The following is a 19,915-nucleotide window of genomic DNA, read 5'->3' as shown; positions in this document are numbered from 1 at the left end:
GATATCGGCAGACTGTCAGTCATCGCAGGCAGCTTCTACCTTGTGTTGACCTTTAGAGCGGCGGCAACCGCCACTCGATCGGCGTCTCGCCATTCTGCTCAAGAAACTTATTCGTCCGGCTGAAATGCCCGCAGCCCAAAAACCCGCGATACGCCGACAACGGCGACGGATGCACCGAGGTCAGCACCAGATGCTTGGTCGCGTCGATCAGCTTTTGCTTGCCCTGGGCATGGGCGCCCCACAACAGGAACACCAGGTGCGGCTGATGCTCGCTGACAATCTCGATCACCCGGTCGGTGAAGAACTGCCAGCCCTTGCCCGCATGGGCGTTGGCATTGGCGCGCTCCACGGTCATGGTGGTATTGAGCATCAACACACCCTGGTCAGCCCAGCTTTGCAGGCAGCCGTGGCTGGGGATGTCGATATTGAGGTCGCGCTTGAGCTCTTTATAGATATTGACCAGGGACGGCGGCGCCGGCACGCCCGGTTGCACCGAGAAGCACAGGCCGTGGGCCTGGCCCGGGCCGTGATACGGGTCCTGGCCAAGGATCACCACCTTGACCTTGTCCAGCGGCGTGGAATTGAGCGCGTTGAAAATCAACGGGCCCGGCGGGTAGATTTCCTTACCCGCCGCATGCTCCTGGCGCAGGAACTCGCGCAATTGGCTCATGTAAGGCTGCTCGAATTCCTCACGCAGGGCGTGTTTCCAGCTCGGTTCAAGTTTGATACGGTCGTCGACAGTCATCAGAAAAGCATCATGTAAAAAGAATGGGCGAACCCTAGGAAAGCCCACCCCACTTGTCAATTGATCTGACGCGCAACCGGCACTTTCCCACGAAGGGATCATACTCAACGTTCAATTTACCGATTGAGGTCATGATGAATCTGCACTTCGAAGAGCTCACTGGCACAGACGGCGCCCGTATCGGCATCGCCAGCCTGGACGCAGAAAAGTCCCTCAATGCCCTCTCCCTGCCGATGATCCTGGCCCTGGGCGAGCGCCTGGCGAGTTGGGCCAAAGACCCGCAAATCGTCTGCGTGCTGCTGCGCGGCAACGGCGCCAAGGCGTTTTGCGCCGGCGGTGAAGTGCGCAGCCTGGCCCAGGCCTGCCGCGAGCACCCGGGCGAAGTACCCGCCCTGGCCGCGCAGTTTTTTGCTGCCGAATATCGTCTGGACTACCACCTGCACACCTACCCCAAGCCCCTGATTTGCTGGGGCCATGGCTATGTTCTGGGCGGTGGCATGGGCTTGCTGCAAAGCGCCGCCATCCGCATCGTCACCCCGAGCAGCCGGCTGGCCATGCCGGAAATCAGCATCGGCCTGTACCCGGACGTCGGCGCCAGTTGGTTCCTCTCGCGCCTGCCCGGCAAGCTCGGCCTGTTCCTGGGCCTCACCGGCGCCCATATGAACGGGCGCGACGCCCTGGACCTGGGCCTGGCCGACCGCTTCCTGCTGGATGAGCAACAGGACGAAATGCTTGAGGGCCTGTTACAGCTGAACTGGCAGGAACAGACGGCGATGCAGCTCAACAGCCTGTTCAAGGCCCTGGCCCAGGAGGCCGCCAGCCAGCAGCCCGAACCACAGTGGCTGCCGCGCCGCCAGCAGATCGACGCATGGTTGGATGTGGGTGATGTGCACTGCGCCTGGCGCGCCTTGAGCCAACTGCGCGAGCATGCCGACCCGCTGTTCAGCCGGGCCGGCAAGACCTTGAGCGAGGGCTGCCCGCTGACCGCACACCTGGTCTGGGAGCAGATCCGACGGGCGCGGCACCTTTCTCTGTCGCAGGTGTTCCAGATGGAATACACCTTGAGCCTCAACTGCTGTCGGCATCCGGAATTCAGCGAAGGGGTACGCGCTCGCCTGATCGACAAGGATCAGCAGCCACACTGGCACTGGCCAGATATCAAGCGCATTCCCGAGGCGGTGGTCGAGGCGCACTTTCACAAGGCCTGGGAGGGACGTCACCCACTGGCAGACCTGTCTGATTTATGACAGACGCAAGTCAAGCGACGGGCTATTATTTTGGGCGATCGAGGGTGAACGAACAGTTGTCGGGCTGGCTGTCCGTGCACACAAAAATTTCCTGGTCAAACGGCCCGCGGGCCGGCATCCAATGGGTGGAGTCGGTCAGCGACATGCCGGACAGGGGCTCGGGCGCCTGGAACCTGAGGTTGACCCACTGGTTGTTGGCCGCCTTGTAGCTGCAATACTCCAAGTAGCCTTGTTTGCGCTCCTGGTCATTGGCCGGAATAAAAACCGCCCCGACAAATCTTTCCAAAAAACTGTCGGCCCCGCCTGCAGGGCTCCTCCAGTGGCCATTGTCACTTTGGAAATGGCCCGCCTTGCGCTTGATCGACGAGGGATAGGGGCAGCTGAATTCTGCGCTGGCGTGAGCGAAGGAAAAAAAACCGAGTAAAAAAAGAATAAGTGCCCGGCTGATCATGTGTCATTCCGTTGAGCTACTGAGGTCTTGCCACCCAGTAAAGTCCTAGAAGAACACTTAAGATAGCTGTTAAATATGACAGCCCAGACAGACGGTCGCCCACAAAAAAACGGCGCATTTCGCGCCGTTTCAAAGAAAAGTCTGACTACCGATGCCCGCCACGTCCCCGGCCATGATCACCGCCACGTCCATCGCCGCGACCATGGCCGTTGTAGCCCCGATGATCCCCCCATCCCTGACTGGGATAGGGACGGTAGCCCGCCCTTGGCCCGGCCTGATAGTAACGGGGCGCCGGCTGGTAATAACGCGGCGCCGGATAATAGCGTGGTGGCGGTGCGTAATAACCGCGCCGGTACTGGTATGACGGACCGCCGCCGTAGTAATAGACCGGCGCGGGCGCGGTATAGACTTCGGATCGATAGTAGCTGGAGCCTCCATCGTAATAGGGCACGCAAGCAGAAAGGGTCAAACCGAGCACAGCTGTGATGAGCAATCGACGATACATGGCGGCCTCCTGGACCGCGGAAGAGCACACACCAGCGACGCTGGGGGGCGACAGACAGCTTTCACTGAATGACAAGAGATCAGACCGCAAAAAGCAAATCTGGTGCGACTTGGACATAGATTGATACATCTATGGCGCAATAAACCGCCCAGGTCTGTATCGTGCCAAATACACCGGTTTCGCCGGAACCTCGACGCCATGACACCTGAACCGACCGATGAACACTCCCACACTTTGCCCGGCCTGCGGCGCTCGCAACGATTGCACCCTGGCCGACCCGCGCACCGCTGACCGTGCCTGCTGGTGCTACAGCGTCACCATCGATCCCAAGGTGCTCGAAGCCCTGCCGATGGAGCTGCGCAACAAGGCCTGCCTGTGCCCGCGCTGTGCCCAGGTCGACGCACAACTGCGCGCAGCCGAGCCCCGGTAATGCGTATCGACCGATTCCTCAGTAACCTGCCCCGCTTCAATCGCCAGCAAGTGCGCTTACTGCTGGCGGAGCGACGGATTCAAGTCGATGGGCTGCCGGTTGCCGATCCCCACCATGAAGTGCGCGAGTTCAGCCGCGTGGAATGTGATGGCGAAATCCTGCAGGTGGGGAAACCCGCACGCTACTTCATGCTGCACAAGCCGCCAGGCTGCGTCAGTGCCACCGTCGACCCACAACACCCCACCGTCCTCGACCTGCTGGATGAGCCGGACAAGGGCGACCTGCATATCGCCGGCCGCCTGGACTTCAACACCACCGGCCTGCTGCTGATCACCAATGATGGCCAGTGGTCCCGGCGCCTGACCCAGCCCAGGACCAAGCTGCCCAAGGTCTACTACGTGGAGACCGAACAGGCGATTGGCCCGCAGTACGCCGCAACGTTCAGTGCCGGCCTGTACTTCGCCTTCGAAGACCTGACCACCCAACCGGCCGACCTGCAAGTGTTGAGCCCCAAAAGTGCGCGCCTGAGCATCATTGAAGGGCGTTATCACCAGGTCAAGCGCATGTTCGGGCACTTCGACAACAAGGTGACGCGCCTGCATCGCGAACGCATGGGCCCGCTAGTGCTGGATGAACAACTCGCCCCCGGCCAATATCGGCCGCTGACAGAAGCTGAAATCCGCCAGATATGACCGTTCAGCCGGTGATCGGCAAAAGCCCAGGGTCAAACGTGCGACCTGGCCCGCCTCCTGCTTAAATCAAACCGCCAGCCGCAATCTGACTGGTGAGTCACCCGACCTCCAAGAAACACATTGCCGGCCCGTACCGCTTGACGTAGGGGCCCAGGCAAGTTGCCCGCCATAACAACACCCGTCGGCCAGCCTCATCGGACCGACATGGGCCTCCCTTCCAGGCGTATGCCTACCTGTCACAAAGCTCGTGCAGAGTGATCTGCGCGCATCACCCGCTTGCCAGGAGTCTTACGACATGAGGCCAGAAATCGCTGTGCTGGATATACAGGGTCAGTATCGGGTTTACACGGAGTTCTATCGCGCGGACGCTGCTCAAAAGACCATCATCCTGGTCAACGGCTCCATGGCCACCACCGCGTCGTTCGCCCAGACCGTGAAAAGCCTGCATCCGCAATTCAATGTGGTTTTGTACGATCAGCCCTACGCCGGTCGTTCCAAAGCCCACAACCGCCATGAGCAAATGCTGACGAAGGACATTGAGGGCCAGATCCTTCTGGAACTCATCGAACACTTCGCCGCCGAGCATGTGCTGTCGTTTTCCTGGGGCGGTGTCGCCACGCTCGTCGCCCTGTCCCAGCGTCCCCGGCGCGTGGAGAAAGCCGTGATCAGCTCCTTCTCCCCAGTGATCAACGCACCGATGCGCGACTATCTGGAACGTGGCGTCGACTACCTCGGCACCCTCGACCGCCACAGCGTCGGCAACCTGGTCAACAGCACCATCGGCAAACACCTGCCGCCACTGTTCAAGCGCTTCAACTATCGACACGTCAGCACCCTGGCCGAGCACGAGTACGGGCAGATGCACTACCACATCAGCCAGGTGCTCAATAGCGACCGCCAGTGCTACCTCAAGGCCGCACGGCAGATCGACATTCCGGTTCTGTTCTTGAATGGCGAGTGGGACGAATACACCAGTGCCGAGGATGCCCGGCTGTTTGGGCAACATGTAGCGAACAGCAGCTTCGGCACCATCCAGGCCACCGGGCACTTTCTGGACATGGAGCACAAGGCCGCGTGCAATGACAGTCGGCAGGCATTGATGGGCTTTTTGAAACCGGAACAGTCGGTGAGTCGACTGCGGCATCACCAGGGCCAGGCCCTGCATGCGTTTGCGATTTGAAAGCAAGGCCCTGGGCAGGGACGGTGCAGCGTTTCTGCCTGGGGTGGGCTCAAAGCATCCGCTGACGCTCGCAACTTGCACATTTTTCAAAGAAAAACTTCAAATCGCCGCGCACTTCTGGTACAAAGTCAGCCGCTCTGAGCGGGTATAGTTTAGTGGCAAAACGAAAGCTTCCCAAGCTTTAGTTGAGGGTTCGATTCCCTCTACCCGCTCCACATTCTTATTCCCTCCCTGTCCCGCCCCCTCCCGCAACACACCAAACCCCCTAGAACACTGATCAAAACCCTATCCCTGCTATTCCCCGCTATTCCCTTCTGTGTCCGCTTATCCTTGATTCCGTGTATGGCGCAATGTATGGTGCGCACAACATCGAACCAAACCATACAAGAACCCAGTATGAAACGATCCGAGATAAAGCGCCGGCCACTGGCCGACACGGTGCTGGCCTCCCTTGAGCCAGAGGCAAAGGAATACCGCGAAAACTATGGAATTGACCGGCTTTATTTCGTGGTCGGCAGCACTGGCCGCAAGCGCTGGGAACTCCGATTCAAGAAGCCAGATGGCAAATGGGGATGGCACGGCCTTGGCTCCTATCCTGATGTGACCGCCAAAAAGGCCAGGGAGAAAGCGCAGGAAGCGCAACGGCTGAACTCAGAAGGCGTTGATCCAATCACCCACAAGGCCACCCTCAAAGCGTCCAGGGATGCAGCCGAGGCCAACACCTTCAAAGCTGCTGCTGATCAGTGGCTTGAAAAGAAGATCAAAGATGGGCGGGCCGAGAAAACCTTGGCGGGGATCAATGGGGCATTGACCAACGACATACTGCCGGCGCTTGGTAGCAAACCCCTGAGCAGGATCACCCGGGCTGACTGCGCCAACCTGCAGGCGAGCATCGAGAGCCGAGGCGCCCACAACACCGCCGAGAAGGTCCGTGTATGGGTAAACCAGATATTTGGCCTGGCCATCGCCAAGGGCATGACCGAGAACAACCCGGCCAGCAACCTGATCGACATTGCTGAAAAGGCCCCAGAGGAATCGCAATACCCGCACCTGCTGGAACCTGAACTGCCAGAGTTCTTGCGGGCGATGGGCGAATCGCGGAGCGGGACCATCGTGCGTACAGCGGCATGGTTGACGCTGCTGACTGCATCGAGACCAGGCATGACGCGCTGGGCGGAATGGACAGAGGTGGACTTGGATGCGGGACTGTGGACCGTACCGGGCGTGAAGATGAAGATGAGGCGCGACCACATCGTGCCGCTTCCTACCCAGGCCATTGAGATAATCAAGGACCTGCAGCGGCTTACTGGCCGGTCGCGCTACCTATTCCCCTCCAGCGGCGAAAAGGTGCCAGTCATATCCGACGCTTCAATCAACAAGTGCTTTGCGCTGATTGGCTATAAGGGCCGGATGACCGGCCACGGTAGCCGGCACACCTGCGAGACGCTTTTGTCTGAGCACGGATGGCCAGAGCATTGGCGGGACATGCACCTAGCCCACAAGAAGCCGGGGCTGAAAGGGGTCTATGACAAAGCGATCTACCTCCCCCAGCGCCAGGCAATGGTGCAGTGGTACGCCGACTACCTCGACGCACTCAGGGATGGCATAACGGATAAGCAGCGCGGCGAATTCAAAGCAGAAGTAAACGCAAATTAACTCTAATTAAAACGATGCCTGAGCCTGCCCGAAAGGTGAGTTCACCGTTGGTGCCGGGCAAATAAACACATGGAGCTGAAACCACAATGACGTCCCTTGCCGAATCGGCCCCAGCGCTTGGCGCTCAACACCTGGCGCACACAAAATACCGGCCTGATATCGACGGGCTGCGTGCCATTGCCGTCCTTTCAGTTGTAGCGTTCCACGCGTTTCCCGAGTTGTTCGCCGGCGGCTTCATTGGCGTCGACATCTTTTTTGTAATTTCGGGCTATCTCATCTCAACGATCTTGATGAAAAGCGTGAATCAAGGAACGTTCAGCATTGGTGAGTTCTACTCTCGCCGAGTAAACCGGATTTTCCCGGCGCTCATCCTGGTCATGATCTGCTGCTACGTATTCGGTTGGCTATCCATGTTCACGGACGAGTTCCAGCAGCTCGGCAAACACATTGCCGGCGGGGCTGCGTTCGTATCCAACCTGGTGCTGTTCAATGAAAGTGGCTACTTCGACACATCAGCAGAGATAAAACCTTTCCTGCATTTATGGTCGTTGGGTATTGAAGAGCAGTATTACATCTTATGGCCGCTGATTATCTGGGCGGCATGGAAGCGCAACATAAACCTACTAGGTGTTGCGGTGTTGCTGTTCGTGGCGTCGTTCGTTGCAAACATCATGAACGTTCGCGAGAGTCCGTCGTATACCTTTTACCTGCCGCACACCCGCGTATGGGAACTACTGATAGGCTCGATCCTTGCCTATGCCCATTGCTTTCCATCGAGAGGATTCAAAAAGACGGCCGCAATCAGCAACACCATGTCGGCGGTCGGCCTCGCGCTCATCGCGTATGGCCTGTTCACCATCACCAAAGTCGATCAGTTTCCAGGCTGGGTAGCGCTGTATCCTACAGTCGGATCCGCACTGGTGATCGGCGCCGGGCCTACTGCCTTGCTGAACAGATACGTCATTGGTAACCGCATGTTCGTCTGGGTGGGCCTGATCAGCTTTCCGCTCTATTTGTGGCACTGGCCTCTGCTGACGTTCGCCAGGATCGTAGAGAACGGCCCGCCGCCAGAGGGCTTACGATTTATTCTGGTTGCTGCGTCCGTACTGCTGGCGTGGGTCACCTACTTTTTCGTAGAGAAGCCGATCCGCAATAACCGAAACCGCACCACTACAACCGCCCTGTGCTTGACGATGACGGCAGTTGCAGTGATTGGCTTCCTGACCTACCAGAACAATGGGCTCCCTTGGCGTCCAAGCATTCAGAAGACAATCGCGGTTCAGGAACAATTTGTAGGAACCACATGGAAATATTCCACCAATGACATCTGCCTTAATCGCTATCCGTTTGAAGAACGAAAAGATTACGGATATTGGTTCTGCATAACTAACAAGGATTCCAATCCTACGATACTGATTTTTGGGAACAGCTACGCCAACCATCTTTATCCAGGATTCGCAAACAATAAGAACCTTGAAAGCAATACCGTCCTTAACGTAGGTGCGTGCGGCGTAGGTTCGCCCGCATACTCAGACAAAACGATTCTAGGCGGCAATGAGCCTTGCACCGGCTATCGTCCGGAGCATCAGGAAAATTTGATATTCGATATTATTGATAAGTCGAAAACAGTTAAGTACGCCATAGTCGACGGTCTAATAAACACGCCATATGGCGAATTCTATATAGACCTTGTCGAAAAACGAATCGCAAGACTTCTCGAAAAAAATGTGAAGGTCGTTATCTTCGTACCGCACATGACTTTCAACGTAGATATCAAGACCTGTTTCACCAGACCGCTTTTCTCTGGGATTAATGATGGATGCTCGGTACCTATCGAAAAGAAAAAAGAGGTGGACGATAGATTCAAGCCGATGATGGACGCTATATTGGCGAAGCATCCTTCCGTTAAATTTTTTGACCAAAACAAACTTATCTGTGATTCAACAAAATGTTCGATGGTTATTGACGGTATGCCGATGTACCGAGACCAGGCCTATCATTATTCTGAATACGCCAGTCAGAAAATCAGCGAATCTTTTGTGAGGTGGGCTAAAGACAACGCGCCAGATATATTAAATCCGTAGAAGGCACCTCGGCGACCTGCCTCCTTTTCCGGAGGCAGGTCGTTTTTTTTTGCCATTAGATTGCCGAAATGATGAACGCCAACAGTTCCTCATACCGGATACCGTAACGCTCCCCAGGTTCCCTGATTTTCTCTCTTCTGGCTTCCGTTACAACCTGCGTGACGGGATTGCCGTCCGCATCGAGAACCGGGCTTCCAATTGGCCGCATCACCTGATTACCTTGCTCGTCCGTAACGGGACGCCCGCGACGGTTGACAGCTGGGGTTTCCTCCGTTGTCAAAACAACTTCGCGAACCTCTTCAACGTCCCGCCATAACTCGCCCCACGTGTTGTGGCAGAGTATTGCGTATTCCTCTGCTACAAGCCCCTCTAGCTCAAACGCTGCCTTCACATCTTGGGCGATAACTCCAAAGTGAATCCGCGCACCATCCCCCTTTTCCTCTACGGCGCTATTGAATTTGAAAGCCTTAAGCATCGACTTGAGGTTAACCGCTACTGCGTGCTCCCGATCTGACACAGGGCGAATTTGCTGTTTTTCGCGCTCGTCAGAGGTGACGATTGTTCCGGATGCGGCAGCAAAAAACGAGAACCTTGCGCTAACCTCGCCGCAGCTGATCTTGTTGTCGCTCATTGGGTCGAACGCCAACTGCCCTGAATCGTTGGCCAGGCGAACGCCGATAACGTTGTGTAGCGTGCCCGGCGCGGTCGCATGCTGGTATTCAGAAATCCACCAGTCTGAACGGGAAACATACTGTCCGGCTGCACCACCTACATAATACGAAGTAAAGTTTAGGCCAGAAGATTGCAGGAACGGCGCGTCCTGGTATTGATAGTTTCGAAGCGAGAATACTTCGCGAAACTCTGCTGCCTTGTGCGGCATATAGTTGCGCAATACTTTTCGGAAGGATTCGTGCTGATCGATAGAAACGTTAGAGCCTGGAGTGATGTTTATAATACCGCCAGCGAACTCGTTATTTTTGGCGTGGATAATGCCGCGCCTTGTAACGTCAGTTCCAAAGTCATCGCTACCAGCGAACAGGCGGTTACCAGTCGCATTAATGAATGCCCCATCAGCGTATAGCTTTGCCCCAGCAGTGGTATGGAGCAGGTTTCCCGTCACGTTGATAGGGCCTACAAGACGTCCTCCAGCCATGTCGCCAACGGCCCACACAGTGTTGTAGGTGATGAACTCCATATCCATACCATTGACGTTAATGGCCCCGTTCCCCGCACCGACACGAACGCCATACAACAGCTTCTCAGTAAATCCCCCGGCAATCTCTACGCCATTGCACTCAGCTCCATCCATGAAGTTGATTGCGCTGTTGCCGGTTTTTAGCCCACCCCAAATTAGCGCCCCGATTATCGATGAGCCGTTGGCCGCCGCACCGGGCAAGAAATTGATACCGTTCCCGGCAAAGTGTTCAAGGGTGATGTCATTGGCATTGAAGCCCCAGCACCAAGTCCCAACCTGCACAGCATCACCTGTCGCGTGTTCAACCTGACACGGGAAGGTGGTGTAGTTCATGCGCTCAATGAAAATGCCCGTTTCGGCATTTTCGTTGCAATGCAAGGTAACGCCCCGCCCAATCCGGGCCCGCCTCCGGGCCCGGCCGCCTACATCGCCAAGCAGGCCGTGCAAGTAAACGATCATTGCGTTAATGACCGTTGTCCCACCGGTTTTCTTGGTGACCGTCTCGCCAACAAATCCAGGCAGCGCAATGATGATGGCGCCATCACCCTCAAACTGAATTGCGTGTTGCGCCCTGAGAGCCTTGGTTATCCCGTATTGGCCTGGAGGCAAGTGGATGGCGGGCAGGATGTACGGATAAAGACTCGCGGCCGGCAGTGACTCAACATGGTTGATCGCTGCCTGCAAAGCGCTGGTATCGTCCCCGCCAGTCCCTTGGGCACCGAAATCCTTCGCGTTGATACGCTCAAAGATAAAGTCGTAAAGCGTTCGACCTACAGCCCCCAAAGCGTTGCGGATCATGCCGAATAGGCTTACACCCTTTAACGGGTCGGTCTTATTCGACATGTCCTGAACGGTCACCGGAACACCATCCGGGCCGATGTAGATTACGTTCGATGCAAGGTTAATCGGTCCAGTGCCGGCGCCGACAACCTCACCAACATAGGTTTCCATTGATATCTTGTTGACTGCGTCCTGCGGCTCGACAGGATCAGCAAGCGCTGTGATACGGCGATTTTCTGCGAAGAAGTAATCCCGTCCCAAAGGTCTGGTAAGCGCCCGTTTAAAAATCGCAAACCCTTGCTGAATCAACATCGTCAGTTTGTCGAAAACGTCTTCATGCGTTTCTGCCAGGAACTTCCCCTGGTTGCGCAGGCTGGTTTGCTGGAACGCTTCCATTTCCCGCGAAACAATCAGATGCCCAGGGCCAGCAAGTGCCGACGTTGTGACGATGCTCCCGCCTTGGTCATTTCCTGCGCCGTTGACGGTGTAATGCGTGCCGAGGGTCAGTGTTGAACTGACGCCAAGCGGGTCAACGTACGTTACTACCAGATCCTCATTGGCTAGGAACTTGAAATAGAACGGGAAGTTGGTGGTAACCCCGTTGGTATCGAACTCCGCAATGCTGCTGATTGTGTTGACGGTCACTGTCGTGACTCCTTTTCTCGGGTCGAAAAAAAGCCCGCTCAGTGGCGGGCTTCGGTGTTTGCTGCGGACTTACTTTTTCGGGGCCCCGTGCAACAGGGCTTTAATGAACTCGGCGGCGTCTTCCGGGGTTTCCTCGCCCACGGCAACGTTCCAGAGGTACGAGCCCTGGCGGGTTAGTGGTTTTGTTGGGACGCCCAGCAGGTAGCCGCCGGCGGTTACCACAGATTTGGCCGCTGCACCTGCATCCTTATCGCCGGTAACCAATCCAGTAACCGCGCCAGCGGCCTGGCGCCCTGCATTGATGGCCTGCCATGCCGGCGACAGCGACCCGGCGTGACCACTGAGCGCGGCACCGATGGTGTCGCGGATAACCGGGAACCCGGAAACCCCGAAGCCAAGCGTGCTTTTAGCCATCCAAGCGGCGGTGTTCTCGTCTTCGTCGGGCCCTTTGCCGGTGAGCAAGTCGCCCACCACGCCCTGGAAGAAAGCCACGGCCAGCATTGCAGCGGCAGCGCTGGCCACCGTGCGTGATCCCTGTTTGGCTTCGAACGCCAGGTCGCGGTTCTGGTTGTAGTAGGCCGAGAACGGCGTATAGAACATGGTCAGCAGACGCATGGCAGCGCCCTGGTCCTTACGCTGGATGGCCGCGATATCCATCGCCCCGGTGCCGCCCTGAGATAGGCGCACCGCATTGTCGCCATCGAGCGCCGCGGCGGACGCTTCCTTGCCGGCGGCCAGACCTTCGCGATAACTGGCCATCCAGATAGCGCCGGAAATGCCGCGATCCAGATAGCCCAGCAGGTTGAACGAGAACCGCACCAGGTCATCACGCTTGCGGAAAAAGGCGTTCTTGCCGATCAGGTCGGCCATGCTTGAAGCCAGTCGGCCGTCCTCCATGTCCCAACGCAGGCGCATTGCCGGCGATGCATCGGTAATCATCCGGTACGTCTCGACTGGCGAACGGATGCCATCGAGCAGACTTTGAGCCAACAGCTTCGGCTTGACGTACAGCAGGCCCGGGATCAGGCCGCCGACCTGCGCCAGCAAGGTGGTGCTGGAAAGGCCCAGGCCCACGATGGACGTATTTGTCCTGGCCGCATCCAAGAACCGGTTGAAGTTGCCGGTTTCCGGTGGGTTGCGGTCATTGGCTATGGCTTTCAACCACGGCAGGAACGAATCCGCGCCGCGCGGGCCGAGCTTGTCGAGCAGCACCGCCCTGATTTGGGGATCTTTGGTCAGCCGGTGGGCATCCTGCAGCGCTTCCCGGTGCGTCAGGTCGTGGACGTGCTGGGCCAGGCGCTGAGGAATGGCGCTCAAATCCAGCAGCAACGGCCCACTGGCGTTGTCGTTACGCTGATTGGTGAACCCGTTGGACGGTAGTGCCCCCTCGAAACCCTCGTTGAACAGCTCGCCACCAACTGCCGCCGGCGGCGCCCCTGCCCTTTTGCGGTCGTACATGATCGGGAAGTAGCCCCCCCGATATTCGCCGAAGGCAGTGCTTACCGGTTTCGGCTCAATGCGTGGCGGCTCGACACCGGACAGCCGTTTGTACATGGCGGCAATGTCTGGCCAGAGGGTATCGAAGGAATCCCACACCGACTGCACCAGGTCCCAGTCCTGTTTATCCAGACGGCCCAGCATGTCAGCCAGGGCAGCGTCATTCAGCTTGTTGCCCTTGAGCAGCTTGGTACGGTTCGACTCGTTACCGGTGTTCAGAGCGTGCATCAAGATTTCACGGCGGTTGAACGACTTCCCAGCGCTGGCTATATAGAAGCGGTCGGCCAGGCGCTTGGAATCCATGCCGGCGAACTTCTCAACAATCGAGCGAATACCGTTTTTGAACAGCGTGCGTTCATTGGCTTGAGCCTCGGCCAGCGGATTCCAAACCAACTCATGCCAGGGGCCGCTGGTGTTTCGACCATCCAGGCGGTTGATCACGTTTTCCATGCGGGTCAACGAGGCATCAATCCCCGCCAGTGCGCCAAATGCCTTGTCGGCGGCTGTCTCGCTGCTTTCCGAGGTCGCCACCTTGCGGGCATCGACTGGCACGTTGTCATTGAGGGAGCGGATCAGATCGCTGCTGGCCTGCTCGTAGTCGCGCTTGTATTTGCTGTTCAGCAGTTTGTTTTTCAGCTTGGCCAGGTGTTCGATGTTCACCACAGCGTCACGCACACCGTTCAGTTCCTCAAAGGTCAGATCCCGATAGTTGACCCTGGCGCTCTGCTCAATCAGGTGTTGCGGCACGGTAACCACGTTGCCGGCGGCTTCCTGCTCGGTGACAAACTGGGCCAGGCTTCGGCGGCGCTCAACCTGTGGACCACTGACCCTGCGGAACTCGTACTGGTCGAGCAGGCCCTCGATCTGCTCCAGGTAGCTGGCGCCAGCCTTGCCAATGCGCTCCCGGGTCGATGGCTTTTCAAAGCGGCGCATGAACGTGTAGATCTTTTCTTCTTCCTTGCGTGCGGCGGTGGCTGCCCGGTACAGGTAGTGGTTCAACAGCTCGCGCTGCTTCGCCTCTGCGGCCTCCTGCCAACGGTTCTTGGTCGCAAAGTTGAAGGCGTCACGGTTGGCCTTGCGCTCGGCGTTCAGGTACAGGTGCGGCTGGATATCGCGCACGGTCTTATCGGCGATCACCTGGGTGGCGACTTCGCGTATGTCCTTCAATGACGGGATGGCGCTGTAGGCGTCATTGCGCAGGGCGCGGGAATTGCCATCCTGGGCCCGCTGGACTTTCTCCACCTGGCGACGCAAGCGATCAATGGCGCGCAGCTCTTCCCGAACCACTTGGGCCCGGTCATCGTTGTGTACTGCATCAATTGCACGATCAGCCAGCGAGCCGTCGTTGAGCATGTCGCCGTACTCGGCGCGCATCCTTGCGTCGGTTTCGGCCTGGATCAGTTCCTTGCGCCCACGGGCGCCCACCAGGGCCTGCACCATTTCATCGCCGGACGTGTAGCCAAACTGCTCGGCCACCAGGTCCGGGTGTATCCCTTCATCGCCGGTCATGCCGCGCAGGCGGGAAACTACCGGCTTGCCATACCGCTCCACCAGCGGGCCTCGGGCCAGCTTTACCGGCTCGCCGACCGTGCCATCAGTTTGCAGCCCCTTGCGCAGCAGATCCTGCACACGGTAAACCGGCTGGGCATCAACTTCCTTGGTCACAGCTTCTTGCATCACGCCGCGCGCGTCCTTCCACCACTTCTGCTGCTCGCGGGTCAGTTCGTGCAGCGCCTCGGCGGTCAACTGTTCCTCGGCGGCCTTGCCAGCCTTATCGGCGGTAGCGCGGTAGGCGTCGAACTCGTCCGGCGACATACCGGCGGCCTGGGCATCGGTGAACAGGTTGCGGTACGGGGCCTTGGCGACAGCGATTTCATCGTCGGTGGCCAGCAGGCGGTCGAACACCCGGCGCACTTCGTCATTGAGCTGAACATTAAGGCGGCTTGCATCCCGGTAAATCTGCGTCAGCCAGGCCTTGAATCGGGAAAACGCCGATTGCAGTGCAGCGCTGGGCGCCTTGCCTTCGCGCAAATACGCCTCAAAGCCACGGGCGAACTGTTCGTGCTGATCAACCTTGATTGCCGATCGATCGTTCACACCAAACCAGTCGAGGATTGTTTGATAGTCCTGTTTGACCTGGTCGGGCACGTCAGTCCGTGCAGCAAGGTCGCCCATGACTTCAAGGTAGAAGTGCCCGGTCTCATGCAGGAAGGTGGAAAGGTTGGCCTTGTCGGTCAGCTTGATATTGAACTTGCGGTCATCACCGAACTGAATAAACCCACGGGCGCCGTCTTCTGCCTGGTCAAAGCGCACAGCGTCATCACCAAGCAAAGCCTTGCGGACAGCGGCGTTATCCATTGCACCCAGGTCCAGCCCCGACTGATCAATAGCGCGCTGCAGCTCATCCAGCGTTGTACGGGTATCCAACTGCTCCTGGTTGATGTTGCCGGGGGCCGACTGGCGCTGGCCGCGCAGTTCCTTGTCGAGCGAAGCCAGCAGCATGTCAGGTGTGGCGGTCATGACGTTGCCCAGGTAGCCGGCCTCTGCTGCCTGTGCGGCCATATCGTCAAGGCTGCGCCCGCCCTTCCTGGCGATACGGTTGAAGCCACGGCGCCCCACATCGGCGTCACGGGCGGCCAGCTCGCCGCCTTCATCATTGATGCCGCCGCGCTCGCGAATGAAGTCGATCAGCGACGGGCCATTGATCGTTGCGTCGTCTGGAATGTCGCCCATGCGCAGGCGATCCAGCAGCAAATCCAACTGATCAGCACTCGCCGGTCTGCGCAGCACCTCGGGGATATCGCGACCGACACGCAACTGGTACTGGCTGAACAGCTCGAAAGGGTCGACTCCGGAGCGTTCGCCCAGGGCGCGGAAAGCCGACTGATATAGCGATGCCTCACGGTCTGCGGTCTGCGCCTCGCGACCAATACCCAGCAACTGCCCGCGTACATCCTCAAACACCCGGCGATCAGACGCCGCCGCGGTGTCCTGTTCTACCCGGTCGCGCAGACGGTCCAGCTCTTCCGGCACACGCTGTTGGAATTCGGCCAACTCGCGCAGGGTCATTGCGTCAGGCGTGGCGCGCATGTCCTGCTCCAGCCCCCGGTGGTGACCATCCTTTGCGATGACCGAGGCCCACTTTTCCAGCGGGATCGAGATATCGCCACCCAAGGTCAGCGCCTCGCCCAGGGCGCCAGCATTGCCGGTGGCGGCCGTGGCGAACTGTTCAGGATCTAGGTTGTTATCCTGGAAGTAGCGCATGAACTGTTCGGCCGGTACCAGGATGTTTTCCACGGTGCCGCCGGCCTGCTCTTTCAGGCGAGCGATCAACGTTTCAGCACGGGCCGGAGACCGCTTGAACAGCTTGGAATTCTCGGCCATGTCGCCCAGGCGCTGTACTGCGGACAGGTCCTGTTCGATCTGCCAGTAGCGTCGGCCCGAACTGGCGCTGGCCATTGCCACGTCAAGCGGCGCGGTGGACAGGCCCAAGGCGGCATTGAGGAACATTTCGCCCCCGGTCGCTTCCTCGCCGACGGCGGCGGCACCAGCAAGCGCGCCACCAGCACCACCAGCAGCCTGGGCCGTGCCCTCGACAGCGATATTGCCCAGCTTCCCGCCAATGCCACGGCCAGCAAACGGAATGGGCAGCATGCCGCCCAGGGCGTTTACGGCGGCTTCTGCCACGGTGCGCTTGAGGCTGTAGGCGTAGGACTGATCGATATCGCCCGTTTTCTTGTAGCCCTCGGCCAGGTTCTCACCTGCACCACCAGCAATGCCGGCGCCGAAGTTCACACCACCAACCACGATTGCTTTTTCAGCTGCCCGCTGGGCAAAGGTGCTGGCCAGGCGACTGACCGCAAAGTTCTTCACCGGCTGGGCGGCAATTCCCCCAGCGCCGCCGCCCACCAACAGGCTTGGCAACGCTTCGGTCAAAGCGCTGCCGATCAGCCCAGGGTTGCGCAAGGCATACATGCCGGTATCAGCCGCCGCGCTGCCAAAGCCTGCACCGCCTGCCCGGGCCTGATCGAACACCTGGCCAGCGAAGGCGATACGTTGGTCACGCGGCATGGCCATATACCCCTCCACGGCGCTGACCACGTTGTTTTCGCTTTGCCCGGTGTAGTTCGGTTCATCCGTGCCATTGCGATCAAGGGCGCTTTGCGGGGCCAGCATGTTGACGAAGAAGCCGCCGACCGACGAAAGCGAGCGGTCCAGCAGGTTGGCGGCAGCCTCGCCTACCAACCCGATCTGGCCAATACCACGGGACAGCGAATCACCGGGGCCCGTTGAGTGCTGCTGACCCGATTCCTTGACGAAGCTGTCGAAGGCCCCCTCAACGTTCGACAGTGCGTCGATATCGTCATGCGCCACGCCGGCATTGTTCGGGTCGGTCAAAAACTTGTTGGTGACCGGGGCGCGACTCAGCAACGCGTCATAGTCCACAGCGTCCAGCTTGGCCTTACGCTCAATCTCTGGCCGGTTGCGCGATACCATTTCCGGCGGCAGCCCGGTCAGCTCCGCCAGGCGTTGGATATTGGCCTGCTCGTCCGGGTTGGTGTCGGCAACATAGCTCAATGCAGTGCGCGGATTTGGCAGGTCGCGCCGGCGCTGAATCGCTGCGTCGTATTTGTTGGGCTCGGCGGCTTCCTGCTCGCCGGCACCGGAGAGCAATTCGTCGTAACGATTCATCGGTTTGCCTCATTGAAAAGACGAAGAATGTCGGCGTCATTGGGCTTCTGGCCGTGGCGCTTCATGGCCTCGACAATCTGCTGGTGCTCATCTGGCGGGATCTGCTTGATATCCCGGACGATCACCTGGTCACCGTCCTGACGTTCAAAAGTCCGGCGCTTGGAGGTCCACTGTCCGAGGTTCCACCAGTTGCCACTACCGTCCACATCACCCTGGATGAAAGCGCGGTCAACGACCTTCTGCACCTGGTCTGGCGTGGCCTTCTTGCCCTGATCCTGCTCCAGGGCGCGGATCTGCGTATCGACGTAGCGGCGTGCGGCGGCCACTTTCTTGGCGTCTGACTTGCCCGCCTTTGCCTCTGGATCAATGCCAGCTACACGCAATGCTTCTTTGAATATGTTGTCGTTGCTACCAATGGATGCCGTGGATTCGGCGCCCTTCTCGCGACGATCCTGCTGGAGTTTGGTCAGTTCCTGGAAGTCGGTGTCGGAAAGCTTGCCGCGCATGCCCAGCAGGTTCAGTTCCTCGCCTCCCACGATCAGGTCACGGGCGCGGTAGTAGACCTCCTGGTCAGTTGGCCGGCCTGGCTTGTACTCCATGATCTGCTTACGGCCTGCGGCAGGAAGCGCAGCCCAGGTAGCGGCCGGGATCGAATCCCAGCTATTGCCCTGCAACACCACATCCCATGCCGATTCAAGGTTCTGGGCATCCTGCTGCTTGCGCTGCTCGGCCTGCCAGTCAATGCGCTGCTTTGCGGCTTGCAGGGCAATAGACTTTTGATCAACCGTCAGGTCATCGCGGGAATCAATGGCCTGGGCCACTTCGCCAAAGCTCGGCTCTTGCGCCTGGACAGCCTTGCCCAGAACCTTCTGGGTGTATTCGCGGGTTTCCTTGAAGGGGATCCTGTCGAGGAATTCAGCCTGGCTGATTTCGCCGGTACGTGGGTCGCCCAGCTTGAGCTTGTCCGCGTTCTTGCCCGTGGCATTGGTGCCGTTGATCCAGTCGTTAACCATTCCAGGGCCTGCGTTGTACGCGGCCACAGCCAGAGCCGGCGACTTGAAGTCGTTGGTCAGCTTCTGAAAATAGGCCTGGCCCAGTTGCCGGTTGTATTCCGGGTCATTGCGAAAACGGGTTTCATCCCACTCAACGCCGGCCAGCTTGGCAGCCTCAGGCCCTGTGCCGGGCATGATCTGGGCGGCACCGATAGCCCCGCGACTAGAGGTCGTTGGTTGACCGTTGCGGTCAAATTGCTTGCCACCGCTTTCGGCCTGCAGGATCGAGGCGAACAGACGGTTGTCTGGGCTGCTCACAGCCTCGACAGCCTTGGAACCGACGCTAACGCCCACCTGGCGGTCAATCAACGGCTTGAGCATTTCTGCAGCCTTGATCTGTGCATCGGCAGTCATGTTGATGGCGTTGCTGGTGAAGTACTCGCGGGCCTTCATCGGGTCGCGCGCGGCCAGTCGCTCAATGACTGCGGCGTTCAGTCGGGTGTTTGCTTCCAGGCGCTTCTGTTCCGCCAGTTCGGCAGGAAGCCCCTTGCGCTGCGCCTCAGACCCTTCAACGATATTCATCTTGGCTTGGTAGTACGCCAACTGCTGCGGGTCGTTGGCGTACAGCGCGGCCCCCTGGATGGCGCTTTTGCGCTGACCTTCTGCGGTGTCGTCGTAATGCTGCTCTCGCTGGGTGAACTCGTACCGGTTCAGCTCGTTGGAAAGCGAGTTGCGGCGGCCTGCAACGATCTGCGCGTACCGGGCCTTCTGCTGTTCGCTGGTCAGCGTTTCGGCGATCTTGGCCTGGGCGTCTTCAAACTGGGCCAACGTCTGATTGGTGATATCCAGCGCCTGCCCACCCTTGCGGGTGTAGACGCCGCCCTCAGGGTTGAACATGGTGTTCTGCTGCCACTCGGTCAGCTTGCGATCAGCGTTCATGATCGACGCTGTGTCGGCTTGCTCGCGGGACTTGTCGGCCAGAATCTGCGCCCCACGCTCGAAACTCTGCAAGCCACGGGCAATCGAGGTGTTATCCGGCGCAACGCCCTGCACTTGAATAGGCCGGGTTGGCTGCTGCTGGACCTGCGCCGTGTCGTATGTCGGTACTCTTGGCATTACCTACC

General features: G+C 58.7%; 12 protein-coding genes and 1 tRNA gene. 7 read left to right on the top strand and 6 right to left on the bottom strand.

Annotation, left to right across the window (positions count from 1 at the left end; all coding sequences use genetic code 11):
* Positions 1–52: 52 nt before the first annotated feature.
* On the bottom strand, positions 53–745 hold the full coding sequence (gene ung, locus JFT44_RS12545; RefSeq protein ID WP_057958776.1) for a uracil-DNA glycosylase: 693 nt from the start codon (positions 743–745) through the stop codon (positions 53–55).
* A 134-nt stretch (positions 746–879) separates the two neighbouring features.
* Between ung and JFT44_RS12540 the strand changes: the two genes are divergently transcribed.
* Positions 880–1,992 (top strand): enoyl-CoA hydratase/isomerase family protein, encoded by a 1,113-nt coding sequence (locus JFT44_RS12540; protein WP_057439749.1) that lies wholly within the window; start codon positions 880–882, stop codon positions 1,990–1,992.
* 25 nt (positions 1,993–2,017) lie between these two features.
* Here JFT44_RS12540 and JFT44_RS12535 read toward each other — a convergent pair whose 3' ends face one another.
* Both JFT44_RS12535 and JFT44_RS12530 read right to left on the bottom strand, forming a co-directional pair.
* Positions 2,018–2,443: a DUF3757 domain-containing protein gene (locus JFT44_RS12535; protein WP_170059966.1), complete on the bottom strand. Its 426-nt coding sequence runs from the start codon at positions 2,441–2,443 to the stop codon at positions 2,018–2,020.
* A 145-nt stretch (positions 2,444–2,588) separates the two neighbouring features.
* Positions 2,589–2,948, bottom strand: a complete 360-nt coding sequence (locus JFT44_RS12530; protein ID WP_128593595.1) for a hypothetical protein — start codon at positions 2,946–2,948, stop codon at positions 2,589–2,591.
* A gap of 217 nt (positions 2,949–3,165) precedes the next feature.
* Between JFT44_RS12530 and JFT44_RS12525 the strand changes: the two genes are divergently transcribed.
* The 6 genes from JFT44_RS12525 (at position 3,166) to JFT44_RS12500 (ending at position 8,990) form a co-directional block, all read left to right on the top strand.
* On the top strand, positions 3,166–3,378 hold the full coding sequence (locus JFT44_RS12525) for a cysteine-rich CWC family protein (RefSeq protein ID WP_057439751.1): 213 nt from the start codon (positions 3,166–3,168) through the stop codon (positions 3,376–3,378).
* Positions 3,378–4,070, top strand: coding sequence for a 16S rRNA pseudouridine(516) synthase (locus tag JFT44_RS12520; protein WP_120732098.1), 693 nt, complete (start codon positions 3,378–3,380; stop codon positions 4,068–4,070). The genes JFT44_RS12525 and JFT44_RS12520 overlap by 1 nt, the downstream gene beginning before the upstream one ends.
* A 295-nt stretch (positions 4,071–4,365) precedes the next feature.
* Positions 4,366–5,250 (top strand): alpha/beta fold hydrolase, encoded by an 885-nt coding sequence (locus JFT44_RS12515; protein ID WP_115127580.1) that lies wholly within the window; start codon positions 4,366–4,368, stop codon positions 5,248–5,250.
* Positions 5,251–5,391: 141 nt separating this feature from the next.
* Positions 5,392–5,465: transfer RNA gene (locus JFT44_RS12510), tRNA-Gly, on the top strand.
* 181 nt (positions 5,466–5,646) lie between these two features.
* Positions 5,647–6,906 carry an integrase arm-type DNA-binding domain-containing protein gene (locus JFT44_RS12505; protein ID WP_198830766.1) on the top strand — a complete coding sequence of 420 codons (1,260 nt, stop codon included), beginning with the start codon at positions 5,647–5,649 and terminating at the stop codon, positions 6,904–6,906.
* Between the two features lie 86 nt (positions 6,907–6,992).
* Positions 6,993–8,990, top strand: a complete 1,998-nt coding sequence (locus tag JFT44_RS12500; protein WP_198830765.1) for an acyltransferase family protein — start codon at positions 6,993–6,995, stop codon at positions 8,988–8,990.
* Between the two features lie 55 nt (positions 8,991–9,045).
* Here the strand turns inward: JFT44_RS12500 and JFT44_RS12495 are convergent, their stop codons facing one another.
* From JFT44_RS12495 to JFT44_RS12485, 3 genes are all read right to left on the bottom strand, one after another.
* Positions 9,046–11,610 carry a phage tail fiber protein gene (locus JFT44_RS12495; RefSeq protein ID WP_198830764.1) on the bottom strand — a complete coding sequence of 855 codons (2,565 nt, stop codon included), beginning with the start codon at positions 11,608–11,610 and terminating at the stop codon, positions 9,046–9,048.
* 69 nt (positions 11,611–11,679) lie between these two features.
* On the bottom strand, positions 11,680–17,799 hold the full coding sequence (locus JFT44_RS12490) for a hypothetical protein (protein WP_198830763.1): 6,120 nt from the start codon (positions 17,797–17,799) through the stop codon (positions 11,680–11,682).
* The gene (locus JFT44_RS12485) at positions 17,796–19,907 is read right to left on the bottom strand and encodes a transglycosylase SLT domain-containing protein (protein WP_198830762.1); all 2,112 of its coding nucleotides are present in this window, start codon (positions 19,905–19,907) and stop codon (positions 17,796–17,798) included. The genes JFT44_RS12490 and JFT44_RS12485 overlap by 4 nt, the downstream gene beginning before the upstream one ends.
* Between the last annotated feature and the right edge of the window lie 8 nt (positions 19,908–19,915).

The organism is Pseudomonas sp. MF5691, from assembly GCF_016405645.1.
GTDB lineage: Bacteria > Pseudomonadota > Gammaproteobacteria > Pseudomonadales > Pseudomonadaceae > Aquipseudomonas > Aquipseudomonas shahriarae.
This window is presented reverse-complemented; position numbering and strand designations above follow the sequence as displayed.